This window comes from Pseudomonas sp. B40(2017) (assembly GCF_002112855.1).
Classification (GTDB): domain Bacteria; phylum Pseudomonadota; class Gammaproteobacteria; order Pseudomonadales; family Pseudomonadaceae; genus Aquipseudomonas; species Aquipseudomonas pharyngis.
Genome location: NZ_NEIT01000001.1, coordinates 620,126 through 637,387, shown reverse-complemented (window position 1 = coordinate 637,387; position 17,262 = coordinate 620,126). Strand labels below are relative to the sequence as shown.

At 55.9% G+C, this 17,262-nt stretch carries 27 protein-coding genes; 8 read left to right on the top strand and 19 right to left on the bottom strand.

Translation table 11 applies throughout. The annotated features are described in order from the left end of the window. The first annotated feature begins 47 nt into the window (after positions 1–47). Positions 48–326, top strand: coding sequence for a hypothetical protein (locus CAF76_RS02960; RefSeq protein ID WP_085646769.1), 279 nt, complete (start codon positions 48–50; stop codon positions 324–326). A 116-nt stretch (positions 327–442) separates the two neighbouring features. Here CAF76_RS02960 and CAF76_RS02955 read toward each other — a convergent pair whose 3' ends face one another. Both CAF76_RS02955 and CAF76_RS02950 read right to left on the bottom strand, forming a co-directional pair. Next, on the bottom strand, positions 443–844 hold the full coding sequence (locus CAF76_RS02955; protein WP_085646768.1) for a hypothetical protein: 402 nt from the start codon (positions 842–844) through the stop codon (positions 443–445). Between the two features lie 73 nt (positions 845–917). Next, positions 918–1,640, bottom strand: coding sequence for a hypothetical protein (locus CAF76_RS02950; protein ID WP_085646767.1), 723 nt, complete (start codon positions 1,638–1,640; stop codon positions 918–920). Positions 1,641–1,763: 123 nt separating this feature from the next. On the opposite strand from CAF76_RS02950, the gene CAF76_RS28325 reads away from it, so the two are divergent. Then, positions 1,764–2,618 carry a DUF3800 domain-containing protein gene (locus CAF76_RS28325; protein ID WP_143491801.1) on the top strand — a complete coding sequence of 285 codons (855 nt, stop codon included), beginning with the start codon at positions 1,764–1,766 and terminating at the stop codon, positions 2,616–2,618. Between the two features lie 51 nt (positions 2,619–2,669). Here the strand turns inward: CAF76_RS28325 and CAF76_RS02945 are convergent, their stop codons facing one another. Both CAF76_RS02945 and CAF76_RS02940 read right to left on the bottom strand, forming a co-directional pair. Then, positions 2,670–2,915 carry a DUF4406 domain-containing protein gene (locus tag CAF76_RS02945; protein WP_256579581.1) on the bottom strand — a complete coding sequence of 82 codons (246 nt, stop codon included), beginning with the start codon at positions 2,913–2,915 and terminating at the stop codon, positions 2,670–2,672. Between the two features lie 23 nt (positions 2,916–2,938). Next, positions 2,939–3,556, bottom strand: a complete 618-nt coding sequence (locus CAF76_RS02940) for a hypothetical protein (protein ID WP_085646766.1) — start codon at positions 3,554–3,556, stop codon at positions 2,939–2,941. 55 nt (positions 3,557–3,611) lie between these two features. Here CAF76_RS02940 and CAF76_RS02935 point away from each other — a divergent pair, with 55 nt between their 5' ends. Next, positions 3,612–4,289 (top strand): DUF2971 domain-containing protein, encoded by a 678-nt coding sequence (locus CAF76_RS02935; RefSeq protein WP_085646765.1) that lies wholly within the window; start codon positions 3,612–3,614, stop codon positions 4,287–4,289. 39 nt (positions 4,290–4,328) lie between these two features. On the opposite strand, the gene CAF76_RS02930 is transcribed toward CAF76_RS02935, so the two are convergent. Beyond that, on the bottom strand, positions 4,329–6,374 hold the full coding sequence (locus tag CAF76_RS02930) for a DNA cytosine methyltransferase (protein WP_085646764.1): 2,046 nt from the start codon (positions 6,372–6,374) through the stop codon (positions 4,329–4,331). Between the two features lie 52 nt (positions 6,375–6,426). Between CAF76_RS02930 and CAF76_RS02925 the strand changes: the two genes are divergently transcribed. Beyond that, positions 6,427–7,251 carry a hypothetical protein gene (locus tag CAF76_RS02925; protein ID WP_143491800.1) on the top strand — a complete coding sequence of 275 codons (825 nt, stop codon included), beginning with the start codon at positions 6,427–6,429 and terminating at the stop codon, positions 7,249–7,251. Here CAF76_RS02925 and CAF76_RS02920 read toward each other — a convergent pair. After that, positions 7,233–8,183, bottom strand: a complete 951-nt coding sequence (locus CAF76_RS02920; RefSeq protein WP_085646762.1) for a phosphoadenosine phosphosulfate reductase family protein — start codon at positions 8,181–8,183, stop codon at positions 7,233–7,235. The genes CAF76_RS02925 and CAF76_RS02920 overlap by 19 nt on opposite strands. An 86-nt stretch (positions 8,184–8,269) precedes the next feature. On the opposite strand from CAF76_RS02920, the gene CAF76_RS02915 reads away from it, so the two are divergent. After that, on the top strand, positions 8,270–8,497 hold the full coding sequence (locus CAF76_RS02915) for a hypothetical protein (protein ID WP_085646761.1): 228 nt from the start codon (positions 8,270–8,272) through the stop codon (positions 8,495–8,497). On the opposite strand, the gene CAF76_RS02910 is transcribed toward CAF76_RS02915, so the two are convergent. From CAF76_RS02910 to CAF76_RS02870, 9 genes are all read right to left on the bottom strand, one after another. After that, positions 8,475–8,864 (bottom strand): hypothetical protein, encoded by a 390-nt coding sequence (locus CAF76_RS02910; protein WP_085646760.1) that lies wholly within the window; start codon positions 8,862–8,864, stop codon positions 8,475–8,477. The two genes, CAF76_RS02915 and CAF76_RS02910, sit on opposite strands and share 23 nt — an antisense overlap. Before the next feature lie 81 nt (positions 8,865–8,945). Further along, the gene (locus CAF76_RS02905; RefSeq protein WP_085646759.1) at positions 8,946–9,410 is read right to left on the bottom strand and encodes a hypothetical protein; all 465 of its coding nucleotides are present in this window, start codon (positions 9,408–9,410) and stop codon (positions 8,946–8,948) included. Beyond that, positions 9,407–9,649, bottom strand: a complete 243-nt coding sequence (locus CAF76_RS02900; RefSeq protein ID WP_085646758.1) for a hypothetical protein — start codon at positions 9,647–9,649, stop codon at positions 9,407–9,409. The genes CAF76_RS02905 and CAF76_RS02900 overlap by 4 nt, the downstream gene beginning before the upstream one ends. Positions 9,650–9,656: 7 nt before the next feature. After that, positions 9,657–10,220 carry a siphovirus Gp157 family protein gene (locus tag CAF76_RS02895; protein ID WP_085646757.1) on the bottom strand — a complete coding sequence of 188 codons (564 nt, stop codon included), beginning with the start codon at positions 10,218–10,220 and terminating at the stop codon, positions 9,657–9,659. Beyond that, positions 10,217–10,954 (bottom strand): hypothetical protein, encoded by a 738-nt coding sequence (locus tag CAF76_RS02890; RefSeq protein ID WP_085646756.1) that lies wholly within the window; start codon positions 10,952–10,954, stop codon positions 10,217–10,219. Before CAF76_RS02890 ends, CAF76_RS02895 begins: the two co-directional genes overlap by 4 nt. Positions 10,955–11,110: 156 nt before the next feature. After that, positions 11,111–11,305, bottom strand: coding sequence for a hypothetical protein (locus CAF76_RS02885; RefSeq protein WP_085646755.1), 195 nt, complete (start codon positions 11,303–11,305; stop codon positions 11,111–11,113). Continuing rightward, the gene (locus CAF76_RS02880) at positions 11,302–11,493 is read right to left on the bottom strand and encodes a hypothetical protein (protein ID WP_085646754.1); all 192 of its coding nucleotides are present in this window, start codon (positions 11,491–11,493) and stop codon (positions 11,302–11,304) included. Before CAF76_RS02880 ends, CAF76_RS02885 begins: the two co-directional genes overlap by 4 nt. Beyond that, complete coding sequence (locus tag CAF76_RS02875; protein ID WP_085646753.1) at positions 11,490–11,894, bottom strand: hypothetical protein; 405 nt, start codon at positions 11,892–11,894, stop codon at positions 11,490–11,492. The genes CAF76_RS02880 and CAF76_RS02875 overlap by 4 nt, the downstream gene beginning before the upstream one ends. Positions 11,895–12,837: 943 nt before the next feature. Then, the gene (locus CAF76_RS02870; RefSeq protein ID WP_085646752.1) at positions 12,838–13,317 is read right to left on the bottom strand and encodes a hypothetical protein; all 480 of its coding nucleotides are present in this window, start codon (positions 13,315–13,317) and stop codon (positions 12,838–12,840) included. Positions 13,318–13,455: 138 nt separating this feature from the next. Here CAF76_RS02870 and CAF76_RS02865 point away from each other — a divergent pair, with 138 nt between their 5' ends. Then, on the top strand, positions 13,456–13,677 hold the full coding sequence (locus CAF76_RS02865; RefSeq protein ID WP_085646751.1) for a hypothetical protein: 222 nt from the start codon (positions 13,456–13,458) through the stop codon (positions 13,675–13,677). 91 nt (positions 13,678–13,768) lie between these two features. Here the strand turns inward: CAF76_RS02865 and CAF76_RS02860 are convergent, their stop codons facing one another. Genes CAF76_RS02860 through CAF76_RS02845 form a run of 4 tightly spaced genes read right to left on the bottom strand, consistent with a single transcriptional unit; the run spans position 13,769 to position 16,216 of the window. Then, positions 13,769–14,266, bottom strand: coding sequence for a type II toxin-antitoxin system VapC family toxin (locus CAF76_RS02860; protein WP_085646750.1), 498 nt, complete (start codon positions 14,264–14,266; stop codon positions 13,769–13,771). Then, positions 14,267–15,061, bottom strand: a complete 795-nt coding sequence (locus tag CAF76_RS02855) for a hypothetical protein (RefSeq protein ID WP_256579590.1) — start codon at positions 15,059–15,061, stop codon at positions 14,267–14,269. A gap of 56 nt (positions 15,062–15,117) precedes the next feature. After that, a complete protein-coding gene (locus CAF76_RS02850; RefSeq protein WP_085646749.1) occupies positions 15,118–15,414 on the bottom strand; it encodes a DUF6388 family protein in 297 nt (98 codons plus the stop codon). A gap of 31 nt (positions 15,415–15,445) precedes the next feature. After that, positions 15,446–16,216, bottom strand: coding sequence for a S24 family peptidase (locus tag CAF76_RS02845; RefSeq protein ID WP_143491799.1), 771 nt, complete (start codon positions 16,214–16,216; stop codon positions 15,446–15,448). Between the two features lie 99 nt (positions 16,217–16,315). Here CAF76_RS02845 and CAF76_RS02840 point away from each other — a divergent pair, with 99 nt between their 5' ends. Further along, entirely contained in the window at positions 16,316–16,528 is a 213-nt protein-coding gene (locus tag CAF76_RS02840) for a YdaS family helix-turn-helix protein (protein WP_085646748.1), read from the top strand. Positions 16,529–16,581: 53 nt separating this feature from the next. After that, on the top strand, positions 16,582–17,199 hold the full coding sequence (locus tag CAF76_RS02835; protein WP_085646747.1) for a hypothetical protein: 618 nt from the start codon (positions 16,582–16,584) through the stop codon (positions 17,197–17,199). The last annotated feature ends 63 nt before the right edge of the window (positions 17,200–17,262 follow it).

Below are 17,262 nucleotides of genomic sequence, written 5' to 3'. Positions count from 1 at the left end.
AGATCTTAATTGCGCAATTAAGATCTTAATCGTTGGGTGAGGTGGCTATGGCTGTTCAAGCACGCGTACACGTGGTCGAAAGTGTCGAAAAAAAATTTACCGAGAAAGGCTGGACTCTCTGCTTTCAATGGTGCCACTACAACTACAGCGATGGTTCGCAGCAGCGAGGCTATCGCTTTATTTGGAAACGCCCAGATGGTTCGCTCCAGGCTGCACGGGGTCAGGCACGTTTGCCCAATATGGATATGATTACTGAGTTAGTCGAAACGGCGAAAAAGCAAGGCTGGGGCTTCAAAGGAGATGAAACGCCTGAGTCGAACAAGTAGCTTATGGATACGGGCGTATTCATCGCCGCGGCCCCTTGTAGCAGTACACGTAGGTGAACCAGGCAAGGGCGATCATGGCGTCACCTTCTTTGCGGCGCGCTGCGCTTCGTGGAATTTCAGCACCTCTTCCATGCCGGTGTTGACCGCAACAATCTCCCGATCGAAGTAGGCCTGGGCGTCGATCTCGCCCTCCGGCGGGAGCTGGCCCGGTCCAACCAGTGGTTGTAAATCCACTCCATGGCTGCGACAGGCCCTTTCCCGTGCTCCTCCTCGATCAGCGCAGAACGCATGGCCAAGATGTAGCGGCCGAACATCAAATCCATTTCCTTGATCATGACGCGGCGTGTTTCGCTTTCGGCGATCAAAGCCAGAACGACTTCCTCTCTGGCGGCCGCAGAGAATTCTGTGACCGCCTTACACCAAGCATCATGGAATTCATGGCTATCCGCTTTGCTGTGCTTCTCCCAGGCCTGTATCGAAGCCTCAGCCAATTGTTTCAGTTTTGAATGGTCGCTCATCCGATCACCGCCTTTATGGTTAGGGCCAATGGAAGCCAGAAGAAGAGGGTGCAGCCGAGTACGCACTTCGTGATCATGGCTGCACCCGTTTGAACTCGACGACCCAGACCCAAGGGTTGGCGTCCCAGTCGCCGCCGGTTGAAGTCCAAAGTCCCTCAAACGCCTTGGCGGCTGTGGTTTCGAGTTTCGATTTGCCATCGTCCGGGCCGACCATGTAGCCGGTGCAGATTGGCCATCCGTCATCAGGGCGAAAGGCGACTCCGACTATTCCTTCTGCTATGGACTGACTCTCGCTGATGTCCTGCAACCGCTCGACGCGGACGTCGGTGATCTCCAGCAGGATGCGGCAGGCCCAGCGTGGCATGTGGATCGAAGGGCGGCCACGACCCTGGGTGATCATGGAGCAGCCAGTTTGCCGAACTGCGCCATCTGCTGGGTAAAAGATCGGTTCGCCATGGCTTAGATCTCGCGGGGCGATCGCATCAACCTGCGCATCAGCTGCCCAGGCCTCGCGCACCCACAGGCGCTCGCCGCGGCGGCCGTGCGGGCAAGGCGCCAACTCTTCCAGCTCCTTGGCGCACTCCGCCTCTGTCGCTCCAAACACGCAGAAGCCGTAACGCGGGTCTCGCTGGGCGATTGCACTCCAGCGGTGACGCTCACCTGCTGCAACTGAAACGTCCTCAGTCGGGAGCTGGCCACCTTTCACCGGCCGCCGCGTGACCGTCTTCCGGCCATCCAGAATGGCGCGCACCATCGGCGCCGAGAACAGGATCGGCCGTTCCTTTATTTGAGACATGAGTCGTCCTTGCCGCTATAGCGGCTGACTTTGAAGGGAGGAATTCCAGTAGATGGCCGAAAGGACATTGCTGGAGTAGTGTGGGTTAGCGAAATCGCCCGCCTACGGAAGGGAAACAAGCTAATGGATACAGATACTGTAGTAACCGGAAACTTGACTAGTGCCCCTTATATGGCATTTGGTGACGATAGCCAATATAAGGGGCAACTTGTATACGCTTACGTTTTCTTTAAACGAACAAAATTAAAGTCAATACTCAGAGAGATATCGCTTGTAAAGAAACGCTTTAGATTTCCGAAGGGAGTGGATCTACACTGTCGGAATTTAACCAGCGGTCAGCAGAAAGAAAAGCTTGGGCTAAGTCACTTGAATAGGGTTGATGTTGAAAGTATTTTTCGAAATATTATTACCATTTTAAATAAATATAAGGTTTTGGTTAGATACTCTCATGCCTCGGAAGATGTTAAAGAATACTTTGATCGCGGGATAGAAGTTGGGTCTAACGATCCTGGTATGCCTAATTTCATGCTTAATACTCGTTATGATCCAAAGGGTGTGCTCGGTTTACTTGCAAATATATGCTTTGCTATTAATCCTGATGGGTCAGAAGGGCCGATTGCAGCCCAGTGCGAAATATATACATCTCCTGATAACTCAAAAGTCGATTTCTGGGGCGGTGCCAAGCAGCAGGCCCATTATCTAACTCGCGGGTTTTCGGCGATAGGAGCAGCTCCCAATGGGGTATATAAAATAGAGTCGAACATTGGCGGGACGTTCCCCGAGCTTCTCCAACTAGCGGATGTCGTTGCGTACGTATGCTGCCATGCTGTCCATGGAAAACTAGCCGAACCGTTTTATTACGAGCTACTTTCAAAAATAAAATGGAAAGTGGAACGTCCTTTTGTGCCAATAGGTGGCCGGCTAAACAATGGAAAACCTGTTCATGTAGGGCCTTGGCCTGCTACTTCCGATTCATAGTCGATAACAGATCATGAGCATTCACAACCGTCATGCCGAGGCGGTCAGCGATCAGCACGTCAAGTCGGGCTCCCTCAAATGCTCCCAGCTTGGGAGCGTGGCTACTGTGTCGCAGCCCATCAGGGCGGCGATGTCACGGCGCATGCAGTCGTTCCAGCTGCCTACATCAGGATTCAGCTCGGCGGGGTTGGTGACGACATGACCGGCATCGCGGAGGCTGGTGGTCATTGCGTGAAAGGCTGGAAAGTTGAGGCCGGGCAGGCCGGTCATGGGCCCGCTGAGGTAGATGCGCTTCATGCTGCCTCCTGCTGCGGCTGTTCCTACCGCAGCGCTTCCTGAACTGCCTCGACAACGCGCTGCAGGTACGTGAATTCGTGGTTTTCCTCGACGGCCTTGTCGCCGACGGGGTAGTGCCACTCATCACCAAAAAGCTCGGTCAGCAACTTGTCGTGATGCCAGCATTCGTTCGGTGACTCGACGCTTCGCAGAACATCGATGTCATGCCAGAGCTCGCGGGCTTCACCCTTGCTCAACTCATCCAGTTCCCAGTCGTGACGGCCCGTCTGTTGCCGGCGGCGCTGGACAATGCACTTTTTCGCGAATGCGTGAAGCGCTTTTCCGCTGAACCGCGTGCTGCTGATCCCTCGATCCAGGCAGTTCAGGACGTAGTGCCAATCACATTCGGCCACGAACTGGGCAACCGTGCGAGGTCCCATGCCGCCCCAGTAGGCGTTCCAACTCTTGTCCCAGCAGTTGATCGTGATCTTTCCTTGGGCGGTCTGGTAGTTCGGATCCGCCTCGGTCGGGCAGTTGCGGCGCCCGAAGTCCTCAAGGAACACGGTGATCTGGTCAAGCCGTGGCGCGCCGGTGATCACCAGCTTCGTAACGGTCGAGCGCTCAACCTTAAGCGGCTCGGCCGGTTTGTTTTCTGTGGGCATAGGGAAGTCTCGACGGTATATTTGGTGCCTTGTCTTCTGTCTGGTGAGGGAAAACATGACAAATGCGTCAACGATTAGGGTTTATCATTTTTGCAATCAAGAATTTGGTTTGCAAAACCTTGAAAAAGCTAGGCTGAAAGTTGCAACAGTTATGGATTTAAATGATCCGTTTGAAATGATGTGCTACTCCTCTTCTGAGGAAGGTATGAGAAAAGCCATTTCTTACTTCAAAAGTCGTGTGGCTGAGCTATATGGGATGCTCTGTTTTAGTAAAACGTTTGTTAGCCCTGTTCAGTGGGGACATTACGGGGACAGGCATAAAGGGTTATGCTTGGCTTTCGATGTGAGTGCCGAGGATTTGCACACGGTTGAGTATCGGAAAGGTCGTATGCAGTTTGACCCCGAAGGCTTTATCAAAAGATCGAAAGATGAACGATTTAATATAATGTTAAGGCAGCTTCGCATAAAGCACTCCGAGTGGTCATATGAAAAGGAGGTCCGTCAAATTTTTCTGTTGTCCAAAGCAGAAAAGATTGGTGAGTTATACTTCAAGCCATTCTCGGAGATTGGTAAGTTGCGTCAGGTGATTCTCGGTTGTAATTCTTCAGTGTCTAGAGAACAACTCAAGCGTTCGCTTGGTGATAGATACGGTGAGGTTGAATGTTTTAAAGTCCGGACTGCATTTAAGAACTATAAAATTGTTAGGAATTTAGACGACAGCCTTTGGAAGTAATAGTAGATAGGACGTAGAGCTGTATTTCGGCCTTATGGGTTACGCGGCCTCAATCTGGTATGTCGTCTGACGCCATGGGTCATTGGCCCGGGCCAGCGCCGCCATCGGCGGTGGGCTGACGCTGTTGCCGCACATGTGCACCTGCTGGGTCTTGGTGAACGGCTTACCGTCGGCACCGTGGCTGATGATGTAGTCGGCGGGGAAACCCTGAGCTTTGTACAGCTCGGCCGGTTGCAGCATCCGCAGGCAGATGTCGACGATTACGTACGGCGTGCCCTTGATGGTGACGGTGACCAGGCCCAGCCGATCCTTGGTCGTGATGGTTGGTGTTGGCGCGTCGGCGGCGCTCATGTTCTCGGTGCCGTAGTAGCTGATCAGGAATGCGGCAACCCGCAGCGCACCGGCTTCGACTTCAGGGGAGAGTTGCAGCTCGACTAGTGAGCTCTTGCCGCCACCGACGGCGGTGATGGTCGGCGCCGGTTCGTCCACGCCCTGGCCAACGCTGGTGCCGAACTGGCGCTCCATGAACGCAGTGACCAGCCCGTGGTGAGTGCCGCCGGCGCTGATGGTGTGCAGAGGGTCATCAGCATCCCGCGCATCGCAGTTTCCGCGCAGGTGCACCAGGTTCGCCGTCACCAGCTGCTGCTGGCTGCCGGTGTTGGTCACCGTGGTCATCGGGTCTTCGATACTCTTGGCGTCCGTGGTGTTGAAGCCGCCATTCATCTGGGCCATGAACACCGTTGAGATGCCCATAGCGTGGGCGGCGCCGGCCGGGCGCTGGTAGTTGCCCCCGCTGGTGATGGTCGGCAGTGGCTCGTCGAGGGCTTTGCCTTCATCCGAGAACCGGAACTTAACCAGGTGCGCCGCCGCGAGTGCGCGGTGGTTCTGGGTCATCAGCGTGCCGACTGGCTGATCGGCTGACGCTGGTTTGCCGCTGTACGCCGGGCCACCGGCGCCGACCATCACCGGACTGATCAGCGTCAGCTCGCCGCGATTCGCGCAGGTCACCGTCGGCAGCGGGGCGTGAGGATCGTTGATCCGGTCGCTGTCCTGGTGCGTGGCTGGGGCAATGATCGGGCTGGCCATGGCGAACGATCCGCCGCGCGGCCAGGACGTCACGGTGCGCAGCGGCTCACTCGCGGACTGAACGCTTTCGCCGGACCAGTTCGCGATCGGCACAATGAACGGGTCACCGGCATCGATGACGAACTTCTTCATGCCCTTGGCGATCCGGCGCAGGGTGGCCGGTGCGAGCGGCTTTGTCCGGTCGAAAATGCTTTTGCTCGGGATGGTCCAGTCGATGCACTCGGCGGCGGTGCGCCACTTCTGCTGTCCCTTGGCCGGGTTCTTTGCGTGGGTCGGCTCGGGCCAGACAATCGGCTGGCCGTCACAGCGGGCGATCATGAACAGGCGCTCACGGCTGGTCGGTGCTCCGAAGTCGCAGGCCTTTATCACCCGCCATTCAACTGCGTAGCCCAGACGCTGCAACTCGGCGACAAACACGGCCCAGGTCTTTCCGCGCCGCACCGGGTCCGGTACCAGAAACTGCTGGCTGACCGGGACCACTTCACCAGGTGCGGCAACACCGCCGCCCAGCTTCACGACGCGCCTTGTGGACTTGCAGCGCTTGGCGATCAGCGGCCCCCACTGGAGGATCTGCTTCACGTTCTCCAGGCTGATCACCCGTGGCTTCTGCTTGCCGGCCCACTTCAGGCCAATCCACGACAGGTTCCGGATCTCGCGTTTGCGCGGCTGCCCACCGGCGGCCTGGCTGTGGTGCGTGCAGTCCGGCGACATGTGGAACCAGCCGACGGCCTTGCCGCCGCACTCGGTGTTTGGGTCACCGTCGAACACATCGGTGGTGTAATGCACGGCGCCCGGGTGATTCACGGTATGCATGCTGATCGCCGCTGCGCTATGGTTCTTCGCTAAGTTCACCGCGCGGCCCAGTCCCATCTCCAGCCCGGTACCGGCGCCGCCTCCACCGCAGAAGAAGTCGACAACGATCTCATCGTCCTGAGTGCTGAAGCCGAGTCCGTATTGAGTTTTGAAATCGAAGGGGTGTTTCTTCTGTTGTGCGGACATCGGGGATCCTTGTCGGTATATTTGGCCGAATTGATTTTTTGGGGCTAGCGTTATGATTTGCGCACTTTGTAGGGAAGAAAAAGGCAAGCTTATTGATAGCCACTTTATGCCAGCGGCGGCCTACCCTCATATTCGAGGAACCGAAGAAACGGGTGATGGACCACCCGTCTTGATTAACTTACGAAGAAAGAGCGCGATACAAACAGATAGGCAGGTGAAGCGTCCGCTGCTTTGTATCGAGTGCGAAGATCTTTTCTCAAAAAATGGAGAAAAAAGGATGGGTCAGCTTTGGGCTACTGCATCCGGATTCCCGTTGCTGGACCTGTTAAATTCTGAGGCACCAATCTCCAAAGGTGAGAGATTCGACATTTACGACAGCCGTTTGCTGGATGCAGGCGTTGTAAACTCGATTTTCTATTTTGCGATGAGTATTTTTTGGAGGGCTCAGGTCTGGGATTGGGGCTATGAAGGGGACGCTTATAAGCGTGCGCTCGGGAATCATTACGAATTAAAATTCAGGAGTTTTTTGTTGGGCAAGGAGGCATTGGATAACGTTTTGTTGCTCGTCGATGTGAACTCCGACTTAGATACTTCAGCTGTTATGACATTTCCTATTTCAGGGAAGAGTGGGCCGGATCGGCTTCACTCATTCAGTCTGCTTGGGATGAAATTCAGCATGTATGTTGGCCGATCAATTAGTACTGTGGCTCGGACTCCCTTTGAGTTGCATAATACGCAAATTATGTTTGTTTCTTCAGACTTTAAAAAATCGGCCGCATTTCAGAAGTTGGCAGGCCGAGTCCAATCAGAAGTGGAAGCGAAAGGGAAGTTGAAAGCCAGTCCCGCGAATAAATTCAATCATTCACAAAGGCCATAAGCGGAAGAGCAGCTTTTCTGACTGTCGGTGCGAGCGATCAGGTCGACCATGTCGAACTGCCGGCCGCCCCGCGCGGTGTTGCTCCAGTCCACCATCCGGTCAATTCCATGCGTGATGGCGTTGACCTTGTCGGCAGATCTGACGGTGGGGTCGGTTACGGTGGCAAAGAACGTGGCGGCGCCACTCTTGCTGGCGATGGTCACCAGTCGCTCCCACTCCCGCACACGGTCAACTTCCTCTGGCCACCTGGCCGCGATCTGCCTGAGTTCGTCTTTCGCACACATGATGCACGGCATGCACCCGACACGATTGCAGCCTTGCAGGTACAGCGGGTTCGGTTTGATGCCGGCCGCTCGATGAGCCTCGAAAACTGAATCGACACTCCATTTCAAGATCGGTCGGTAGTTGAACAGGCCGCCCCCAACCTCGTCGCATTCTGGCAGGTACTTGCGTGACGGCGACTCATCGGCCCGCACGCCTTGCCAGGACAGCAGCATGTTCTCGCCGTCCATGAGTGGCAGGTAGACCTGCTCGATGATTGGGTTGCGCTTCAGCTCATCAGTGCAGAAGCGGGCTTTGGTGCTGGGGAATCGGCCTTTCCACAGGCACAAGTCCAGGAATGGGTTGCCGGTAGGGTGCAGAACTTCCAGAGCGCCCAGTACGATGGATTCAGCCACACCCTTTTCGCGCCATTTCGTTTCGATGAATTTGCGTTTGCCGGCGATCTGCCTGGAGAAGTCTGCCTTCACCCACCGTATTGGAACGCCCGTGGCCTCAGCCAGGTAGTGGATGTAGTCGTACGTTTCTGGATGCTCATGCCCGGTGTCAGCCACCACTGCGCTTAGGTTCGGCACCTCCAGCTCTCGGGCGACCAGCAGCGTAGCCGTGCTGTCCTTACCGCCGCTCATGCTGACGATGTTGTAAATAGGCATAGGGGATCCTCGCCGGCTGGCGTGATTCGTAGAAGTGGGGTATTTGTGTTCGGCCCGGCATGGAGCCGGATCAAGGAGAAAGTTCGATGGCTGGTCCAAGCAATAGAGAAATCGCAATTGAGCAAGCAGCAGTCGCTATGCTCTTTGAAGCCGAGAAGCTCGGAATAGACCTTTCTGACCTAGCTAAAAAAGCGAAGGTTGGCATTCTGGGTAATGCTTCCTACACGTGGGTATCCGATCACGGCCTAAAACAAGAGTCTGCAGAAGCAGCCTCTTACCTCGTATCCGCTGTTAGGAACGAACCGGCGGAATAACTTCGTCGCCAGGCTCTGGTGGATCGTCAGCGAGCGACTTCATGCCGGCCGCCTGAATGATGCGCGACACCTTTTCAGTAACAACAAAAGGTGTCGTGACACACTTGAGCATCTGGGCCTGGGTTTCGAAGTTGGCCGCGATCAGGTTCCGCAACAGGTTCTGATACACCTCCTGCTGGTTGTTGAAGCCGTGGGCCTCCATGATCCGCTTGAGGTCTGGTTTGAACACCCCGGCGACCTCAACCGTAAACTTCTCGACGCCCAATGCAGCGTCCTTCGCTGCTGCCTTTTCGCGCTTCTTGCGCTGCTTGATGGCTTCCGCCGTCAGCTGCGGCTCGACCGACGCAAGTTCCTGCTCTTCGGCCATGACCTACCTCTTCAATTCCGCTGGCCGGCAAGTCCAGCCAGGTCTGTCGGCGGCGCGTGGCCGCCCGGTTGGTGGTTCGTTTCACGCTGCGACCTTCACCTGATTCCAGGCACCGGCGGCGTAGAACAGCTTCGCGGCTTGCGCCTCTTCCAGCGTGATCTCGGCCGGGATGGCGATCCATCCTGATGCGAGAATGTGGTTCGGGTTGCAGCCCTTTCGCAGATCCAGGTAGTAATGCTCGATCGCATCAGTCAGGCGCTCGACCTTGTACATGCCCTGCGGCGAGATCTCCGTGGATTTGAGGTACTCGGTGCCCAGCTCATCGCGGCACATCGCGGCGATGTAGATCGTCCAGTGATAGGAGAAGTCGAACAGGGCGTTGGCGATCGCCAGACTGCGGATCTGCCGGCAGTTCTTCCAGTTCACCATGATCTGGCTGCCGCTCGGGTCGATGTGCACTACCGCGACGTGGTTGGTGCTGAGTAGCGCCCGGCAACTGCGCTCGGCCCGGGCGAAACCGTTGTTGGGTTTGCGTTTCGATTTCATAGTGAGTCCGCCATCTTGCGCAGCGCCCTTCGTTCTTCGGCCGATATCGGCTTCGGGCGCCGCTTGAGGACCGTTTCAGGGTCTATTTTCTTCGAGCGGGGCGGTGGCAGCGGATTGCGCGGCGGACTTTTCAGTTGGTCGATCTGTCCACCGCCGGCCAGGTACTGGGCGACTCGTTCAGAGATCGCCTCAGCGTCCGGCCGGTGCTGCTCCACCAGGTTGAGGTGGTTGCTGATCATGCTGGCCTCACTTGATCCGGATCGAGCTCTCGCCGCGCTCAAGGTGCGCCCAGGCTGGTTCCGGAAGCAGTTCATGTGCCACGTCTTCGCCGGCGGCGATGCGCTTGCGCACGGCTTCGTTGTGCTCACGAATCTCCTTGAGCTTGGCGGCGATCGCATTCTTGTCCGGCGCGATGCTGGTTTTCACGGCGGTCAGCTCGTCCGGTACCGCGTCTTCGTTATCGACGATGACCTTCTCCTTGCCCAAGGCCAAGGTGATGGTGAACAGCGGGCGTTTGATCGACTTGAGGTTGGCGGCTTCCATGTTCCGGCGCAGGTAATCGCTGATCTTTGCAACGCTGTTAGACTTGATCCGCTTCAGCTCGGTCAGCCGCTCAATTTCCGATTCGATGGCGGTCACGTCGCTTTCAATGTTGCGGCGCAGCATGACGATGTTGTCGGCCTTCACCTCAAACTCGCCTTGGATCTCGTCCATTGCATGCTGCAGGGCTTCTTTCAGGCCCTCGTCATCGGTGTCGGCCATTCCCTGAAGTTCGGCGAGCTTGCCGGTCAGTGCGTAAAGTTGAGTCATGCTGCGTTCTCCCGCTCAGCTGCTTCGGTGATTCGTTTCCACTCGAGCGAGACTCGCTCGGCGCCCTTGGTGTCTTTGCGAAGGGTCAGTTTGCGCACGGCAACGTCGTGGATTTTCTTCAGCTCCTGAGCGGACTGCGCACCACCCATGGTTTCGATGACCGACTTGATGTACTCCAGCCGCTCTTGTTGCTGGCGGTCGATCTCTTCCTGCCTGTCTTCAGCCTTGGCGATCGCAACCTCATCACGCACCGTCTCTACATATGCGGCGTCATCAAACAGTCCCATGTGGATGTCCGCGGCGAATCCGAGCGGCTGGAGGCATTTACCGATTGCATCTGTAAGCGACTTCTTTGCCGCCTCCCAGTCGGTGATGATCTTGCCTTGCTGCAGGAGAACGAACGGCGTGTGCCCGTAGTGCGTCACGGTGCATTTCTGTCCCCCTTCGCCCTGGTACCAAAGCTCAATTCTCACCGTGTGGACTTTCGCGTTGATCAGTGGCGCGGTGGGCCATTCCTTGGTTGGTGCCTGCAACGGACCGCCTTCGTCGAATCGCTCCTCAAGAATCGTCCAGCCCCAGCCTTCACCGCACGGGCCGAATACTTCAGTGGCCTTACGCATCAGGTAGGTCGGTTTGATGGCTGTGCCCTTGAAGCCGCCCATCCCGGTGAAGTTCTTTGTGGCACTTGGATCGGTCGTGTTGACCTGATCCCAGATCCGCGTATTCGTGGACATGAGGAATCCTTGCCGCGCCCAGCGCAGCGATTGAATGCTTGGTTTATTGAGTGATGCGATCGGCGAGGGCGCTGAGCAGCATCAGGAAGGTGAAGACGCCGATGGCGGAGAACGAGCCGCGCCGGATCAGCAATCGGCGGGCGAGCTGGTGACCGGTCACGGCCGAACCCTCACTGCGATCCGCTTGCCCTTCATGGACGGCGCCAGACGGTGCGGGAGATTCGAAACCAACTCCTCGCGCTCGCGACCGATCACCTCGTTGAAAGGAAGACCGAAGCCGAGCAGGGCGATCTTGTGTTCGATGTCCTCCAGCTGCTCGTCGATCAGCGATTTAACCGGTGCCGTACTCATGCCGTCCCCTTGCGCTGCTGACAGACGTCACGCAGCCGCTTGCAGTAGTGGTTGAACTCGTCGATGGTGATCGCGCCATCTGTGAAGAGGCGGGTGATCAGCTGCTGTACCAACAGACCTGTTTCTTCATGGGCGAAGCTCGCGTTCACGCCATCAAGCGCCTTGTCGATCAGGATGTGCGGGCTCAAAACCCACACTCCTGCTCGACGCGATCGCTTTCGCGCTTTGCATCGCGGTATTCGTTGGCGTGCACCGCGACCAAGTCGCCGGCGAGCGTCCGAACGACTTGTGGATCACCGCCCACGGCTTCGACGGCCCAGGCGTGCAAGATCCCGCCGTCGCCGCGCCGGATCAGCTCAATCAGGATCTTCTCGATGTACCGGTCTGGATCTGGGTTCGCGGCCATGTGATCCGCCAGGGCTTCCGGCAAGTGATCAGCATTGACCAGGACCTTGCTTCGGCCCACCGGATTCGGCGCTTCGATATGGCGTCGGCACAGCAGATCGTCGACCGACTCGGTCAGCCACTCTTGACCTGCCTCCGTATCGAGAAAGTCGTCTTCCGGGATGAGCTTGCGTAGAGCTGACATGGTCGCCTCCAGGGTGGCGGGTGTTGATCCAACAAAACTCGGATGCACTCATCCGCTCCGCTGGTTGCCGTTGAGCGCGGAGGAGAGTGCATTCGGGTGGTGTCGGAAGGGGATGGGGAGAAAAACGGTGTAGCGGGGCAGTGGGGCCGGCGGTGGAGTCTTAATCCAAGCCGCCGGCAGCGAGCATGGTTACTCTACGGTGCAAATCCAGCGGTGGTTATGCCGGTATGGTGCGCGGGTAAAGTGGACATCTGAGACCAGATTCATTCCGCGCTGCTGCAGCGCTTCGGCCAGTTGTACGAGTGTCTCTGCTTGGATAGTCATTGCTGTCACCTCGTCAGATTTACTGCGTTCATAATTCTTGACCGAGCGGGCAAGTTGCTAATTCATTTTTTCTACTTCGGCGATTGTTCAATCCATACCGCAGAGCGCTCCCTGACTGTCCCCTTCATCTGAGATTTAGGGCAAGGAGAGCTCTGCGCTATGGATTGATGCCGCTCCAGAAAAGCGGCATCAGTAAATCTACGGAAATTGCTCGCGCCTCCTACCAGGTCATTCGCCAGTTCGGTCAACACCTCGTCCGCCGTCGCAGTTCTGCGCGTTGGTAGCCTTTCGGGGCTATCGGATCGCCGGTCGCCAGTAGTGGCAGCGCGATTTTGTTCACCTGACTTCATCTCGCCCCACAGGTGTGGCCGGGGCTGACCTCCCAGCGTGAGCCGGGTAATCGTTTATGGCGCGGGTTGTTAAAGAGCGACGCGGCTTTCGCTGCTGGGCCGAAGTTACGTCGGCTTGAGGTAAATTTACCATTTGGAAATTACCTGTCAATGCATATTGGTAAATAGCTTGGTAAACAAATTTTGGTTTTTGGTAAATTGCTGATGCAGCTCATTTTTCTCCAGGCGAAAAAAAGCCCGCACTGAGCGGGCTGCAATGGAATGGAATTCTATTTGGTGGCGTCTACGACCCTTCTCAGTCCCGCCATATCTTGCTCGGAGACCTTTCCCTCTGTGCCACAGACTTTGAATTCAATAAGCTTGGATGAGGCCAAGCGCTCAATGTTCGCGCGATCTACTCGTTTGCTAAAGCTCTCCAGCGTCGAAGATCCCGCCGTAGAATTTTCGTATTTCATCTCAAGATATGGATCACGCTTACCGTCGACCAACCAGTCAGTGTGGTGGCAGTCTAGGTACTGCCATTGATCGGAACGTGTCAAAAGCTGGATGCGATATGAGTAGGGAGTCGTTTGGCCCTTTGGGTAAAAGGCAAAGACCGAAAAAGAAAACTCTTCGGGTTGAGATGGCATGGCCATCCAAGAAACAGATCGGTTATCAGTGAATCGATCAACCTCATCCTTGAATACCCCTGCGTCTGAAGCGCTCGAAAAAAGCAGAGCCCCTACAAAAAAGATAGTTCTCTTGCTCATCGGATCCCTCCATCAATTGAGCCGAAATTTTATCATTCGTGGCTGAGCGCCACCATCTGCTGCGCCGTCAGTCGCCGACATCGAACCGCCAAGTAACGTGCGGTCTCTACCGACTCACAATCCATTAGGTGAATCGCCATGAGAGTAGAAGAGAAACAAAAAGCACTGTCTGCCTGGCGCAAGCTGCTGGAGGAGCCCGAGCTCAGGATGGATACCGAAGAGCAGTACGATGAGTTGCTCAAAATGGCAGACGCCATGGAGCAAGATGGCCTGATCACTGCAGGTGAGTGGCGCCAGCTGGTGAGAGAGGCTGGTACGAGGTTCGCTCAAGCAACTGAAGGGCTCGAGGGCGGAACGTAGGAGGGAAGGGCGGAATGAAAAAGCCCGGCGCTGGGCCGGGTTTTTCGAAGACGGGCGGAGATGAATTCGCCAAGGTGAGTCGTGCAGGTAACTACTTCCTCTCCAGTATCAAATCGTGTTGCCTGAGATGGTCAGGAATCGGTAGATCACAGATACGCATGCTTGAGATCCCAGAACGTTGAGATTCTGCGAGCATGTCAACGTCGTTTGTGATTAGCAGTCTAGCGCCATTGGCTTTAGCTATTGCAATGATCTGCCAATCGACCTTGACGGACTGTCTGGGGCGCTTCTCTCCCTTGATGGCTTTCCTGGCGGAGCGCCCGGCTTTCACCACTTCAACCGTCTCCATGACAGCTTTTAGGTCATATGGAAGGAGCCTGAAGGCTGCGGTTTTGAAAATGGTCTGTGTCTCTATCAGCTCTCGCTCGCCGGCTTGATCGAGAAACTCAGCCCAGACCTGCGCAGGAATCCCTATGCTCTCTCTCTTCGCACGAAGCGCGTGAAAGAGCCCCTGCATGCGTAGGCTGTCATCCGAGTTGAGTCGCTTCCCAAAAAACAGGACCAACGCATTGGTGTCCAGAATTACCAATTAATGACCTTTCCTTAGACCCGACAGGTAGTCTTCCACGTCAGGAACATCAGCCCAACCGATACCTATGGCTTCCATGGATGCGTAAGCCTCATCCCAGTCACCGGATAGCGGAGACCATGACTTTACGTTCAGCTGGAGGAGTTCCCAGTGACCACTAGATGTCCTTTTCCACTTGCCTTTGCCGGTTAGCTCAATCGGATCGCCGAGGTAGTGGGATGAAATCTCTTTGGCTAGCTGCGCTCCCATGATGGTGCAATTGTATTCTCGCCCATCGCTGTCTTTTACCAAGACAGGGATCGTGTCATCTCTCCCGCCAATTTTTATAACTTGGCCGGTAATTGTGCTTTCTTGCTCCAAGGTAATCTCTTTCGCCGGGGCTGACTTTTTGCCTCCAGGGAATGGATAGATTACTGCTCCGGACGGATCCTTTAACTCCCCCCTTGTTCCATCTTGAATCAGGAGTTCATTAATTCTCACGAGGGCGCTCAGAGCATCCTTTGGAGCCTGATTGCTTTGTGCTATCGCGAGAGAAAGACGCTTTGAAACGCGTGGAGCTGCCTCGTCTTCCGTCCAGGCTTTGAGAGCGGCACTGCCTGCCGAAAGCTTATCGAAATGGACTTGATCTTTCTCACCCATCAGCTTTGCCAGCTCAGCCAAATAGACAGCCATCCGCTCAAGCGTAAGCTTGTTCGGGTGCGAACCGACTATCCGAAGAGTGTAAATGTTGGGCTTTTTCATAAACTGATTATAGGCATGCGTCCCTGCCAATTTCGATGTCTTTCCTTCGTTCATGGCCACTAGAGGCCCCCTCACAACCCTTGGGGCTTTCACGCAGACCAGATCAGCCTCTACTTCAAAGTACTCAACCCCAATGCGCCAGCTTCTGCGAGATCATCCTCAGCACGAATCGAAGCTACGTCCATGCCAATTTTCTCCGCCAGCCTCAGCTGGTACTCCCAAGGGGAAATGCCGAGCGATTTGGCGTTGCTCGTAAGTATGTTGGTGATTCGAAGGATTTTGTAATCATCGTGGGTCATGCCACATAGCTCTGCTTCTGAGGCGTTTTCCGCCTCTCGCATAACCTCTGGATTCGCTTCTGCGATCAGGCCTACTGCATTTTGATGAATCTGTTTTCGAAGTTCCATTTCGCGAAGCCCTGTGCAGATTTAGTAGGTTTTATCGAGAATACATCGCCCACCAGAACACATGCCCCAGGATCGAGATCTGCTGTTCCTGGATCTGTTGGAACGTGTAGTCCTCGTCCGGATGCTCATCACGGTTGAAACTGCGTAGGCGTAGCCCGGTAGGGATCCGGTAGACCTGCTTCACGCGAAGCTGACCGTTGTGATTGATGGCATACATCTCGCCGTCGACGATATCGCTCAGTGAGTTTTTCCCCACGTTCACGCCGACCGTCGCGCCGTCGCGCAGTACGGGAATCATGCTGTTGCCGCTCACCACTACGCATTTGGCATTGCTGAATTGCACACCATTGTGCCGGAGATCTTTCTTGAAAAAGCGCAGCCGAGAGGTATCGCTTTCCTCAATCACAAACCGGCCTTCGCCAGCGGCGAGCTCCACTTCCTGGAGGAAGGGGACGTAGACCTCATCGTCATCGAGCGGGGTCTCGTCGTCCCAGGTATCGATCGAGGACAGTGGAATCTCGACTTGAATTCTCGGCTTGGCGGCACCGGACACCGAAGCTGCAGACAGCTCACCCTCGCTCAACGGGCGATCAAGTGATCCAGGTACGAGCCCGCACTTCAACTCGAAGTCGCGTGCCATTTTCTCCCCGATGTTCCGGAGATGCTCGGCCTTGTCGGTGAAAAGCCGGGAGATATAGGACGGCTGCTTATCCACGCGGGCGGCGAAGTCAGCGTCTTTTCCGCCGAAGTCGCGATCAATGATCTGGCGAACTCTGGCTCTGCGTATGTCTTTGATTTCCATGTCCCCATTAGAACCTTTATTTCCCTTTGGGGAAATTACCTTTACTTGGTAAACATTTATGGTAAATTCGTGCATAAATGAACCAGAAGGTAAACCCAAATGGACTTCCCCACGTACGCAAAGCAGCTTCCGCGCGGCGGAAGAAAACGCCTCGCCCTGAGCCTCGGCATTCCGGCGAGCTACCTCTCTCGTTTGATCTCTGGCGACCGCTCCATCACCGCGGAGCGCGCCATTGAAATTGAACACGCGACAGGCGGGAAGGTGACTCGGCAAGAGTGCCTTCCGGGTATCCAGTGGAAGAACGCTTCGTAAGTTCGACCCGCCGCGCCAATCCGTTGAAGCCAGATTAGAAGAGAGCAGTCCCCATGGAAACGTCCAGTCCAAGACACACCGCACAAACTCGTGATCAGGTTCTGATCGCGCACGCTCAAAACCAGATCGCACGCACCAGCTTGAGCCAAGACGATTTCGCCCAGGCGCTGAGCCGGGAGATCTCCCTGCGAGTTCCAACAGCGAAGATCATTTTGGCAAAGATCCCGGACTTTGATGAGCTGGCGCGCCTGAACGACGTTGGCGAATTCGTGAAGGCAACAGGCCGCTGGCTGAAGCGTGTGCAGCGCTGGCTGTCCGGTGATCAGGAAATGCCGTCGTGGCTGGAAGAGTCTTGGGTGAATGCCCTGGAGCCTGAGTATCGCGACCACTGCATCAACGAACTGGCCGGTCGCCACGGACTTACTGGTGCCCGCCAGATGCAGAGCGACCAATGCGCCAATAAAAGCTTCGGGGCGCTGATCCGCGCCCTGGGCGACGTGATCGATACCGGCAGCGAAGTCTTTGACGACCAGGTGATGTGCGAAGAGGACCTGCCGCATCTGCCAGCGTTCGCCGAGCAGTGCCGCCAGGTTGAAGCGCGGGCAGGGGAGCTTGGCCGGAAGGCCGAAGCGCTGATCGCAAAACACCGACCTAATTTGAAGCTTGCCTGATTTTCCGCGCATGCGCGGAAATTCTGAGTTCACCACCAAAAAAGGGGTCTTTGGGTCAGCACT

Coding starts and splice junctions, on each gene's coding strand:
- CAF76_RS02960 (WP_085646769.1), top strand. CDS start 48: ATGGCTGTTCAAGCACGCGTACACGTGGTCGAAAGTGTCGAAAAAAAA.
- CAF76_RS02955 (WP_085646768.1), bottom strand. CDS start 844: ATGAGCGACCATTCAAAACTGAAACAATTGGCTGAGGCTTCGATACAG.
- CAF76_RS02950 (WP_085646767.1), bottom strand. CDS start 1,640: ATGTCTCAAATAAAGGAACGGCCGATCCTGTTCTCGGCGCCGATGGTG.
- CAF76_RS28325 (WP_143491801.1), top strand. CDS start 1,764: ATGGATACAGATACTGTAGTAACCGGAAACTTGACTAGTGCCCCTTAT.
- CAF76_RS02945 (WP_256579581.1), bottom strand. CDS start 2,915: ATGAAGCGCATCTACCTCAGCGGGCCCATGACCGGCCTGCCCGGCCTC.
- CAF76_RS02940 (WP_085646766.1), bottom strand. CDS start 3,556: ATGCCCACAGAAAACAAACCGGCCGAGCCGCTTAAGGTTGAGCGCTCG.
- CAF76_RS02935 (WP_085646765.1), top strand. CDS start 3,612: ATGACAAATGCGTCAACGATTAGGGTTTATCATTTTTGCAATCAAGAA.
- CAF76_RS02930 (WP_085646764.1), bottom strand. CDS start 6,374: ATGTCCGCACAACAGAAGAAACACCCCTTCGATTTCAAAACTCAATAC.
- CAF76_RS02925 (WP_143491800.1), top strand. CDS start 6,427: ATGATTTGCGCACTTTGTAGGGAAGAAAAAGGCAAGCTTATTGATAGC.
- CAF76_RS02920 (WP_085646762.1), bottom strand. CDS start 8,183: ATGCCTATTTACAACATCGTCAGCATGAGCGGCGGTAAGGACAGCACG.
- CAF76_RS02915 (WP_085646761.1), top strand. CDS start 8,270: ATGGCTGGTCCAAGCAATAGAGAAATCGCAATTGAGCAAGCAGCAGTC.
- CAF76_RS02910 (WP_085646760.1), bottom strand. CDS start 8,864: ATGGCCGAAGAGCAGGAACTTGCGTCGGTCGAGCCGCAGCTGACGGCG.
- CAF76_RS02905 (WP_085646759.1), bottom strand. CDS start 9,410: ATGAAATCGAAACGCAAACCCAACAACGGTTTCGCCCGGGCCGAGCGC.
- CAF76_RS02900 (WP_085646758.1), bottom strand. CDS start 9,649: ATGATCAGCAACCACCTCAACCTGGTGGAGCAGCACCGGCCGGACGCT.
- CAF76_RS02895 (WP_085646757.1), bottom strand. CDS start 10,220: ATGACTCAACTTTACGCACTGACCGGCAAGCTCGCCGAACTTCAGGGA.
- CAF76_RS02890 (WP_085646756.1), bottom strand. CDS start 10,954: ATGTCCACGAATACGCGGATCTGGGATCAGGTCAACACGACCGATCCA.
- CAF76_RS02885 (WP_085646755.1), bottom strand. CDS start 11,305: ATGAGTACGGCACCGGTTAAATCGCTGATCGACGAGCAGCTGGAGGAC.
- CAF76_RS02875 (WP_085646753.1), bottom strand. CDS start 11,894: ATGTCAGCTCTACGCAAGCTCATCCCGGAAGACGACTTTCTCGATACG.
- CAF76_RS02870 (WP_085646752.1), bottom strand. CDS start 13,317: ATGAGCAAGAGAACTATCTTTTTTGTAGGGGCTCTGCTTTTTTCGAGC.
- CAF76_RS02865 (WP_085646751.1), top strand. CDS start 13,456: ATGAGAGTAGAAGAGAAACAAAAAGCACTGTCTGCCTGGCGCAAGCTG.
- CAF76_RS02855 (WP_256579590.1), bottom strand. CDS start 15,061: ATGAACGAAGGAAAGACATCGAAATTGGCAGGGACGCATGCCTATAAT.
- CAF76_RS02850 (WP_085646749.1), bottom strand. CDS start 15,414: ATGGAACTTCGAAAACAGATTCATCAAAATGCAGTAGGCCTGATCGCA.
- CAF76_RS02845 (WP_143491799.1), bottom strand. CDS start 16,216: ATGGAAATCAAAGACATACGCAGAGCCAGAGTTCGCCAGATCATTGAT.
- CAF76_RS02840 (WP_085646748.1), top strand. CDS start 16,316: ATGGACTTCCCCACGTACGCAAAGCAGCTTCCGCGCGGCGGAAGAAAA.
- CAF76_RS02835 (WP_085646747.1), top strand. CDS start 16,582: ATGGAAACGTCCAGTCCAAGACACACCGCACAAACTCGTGATCAGGTT.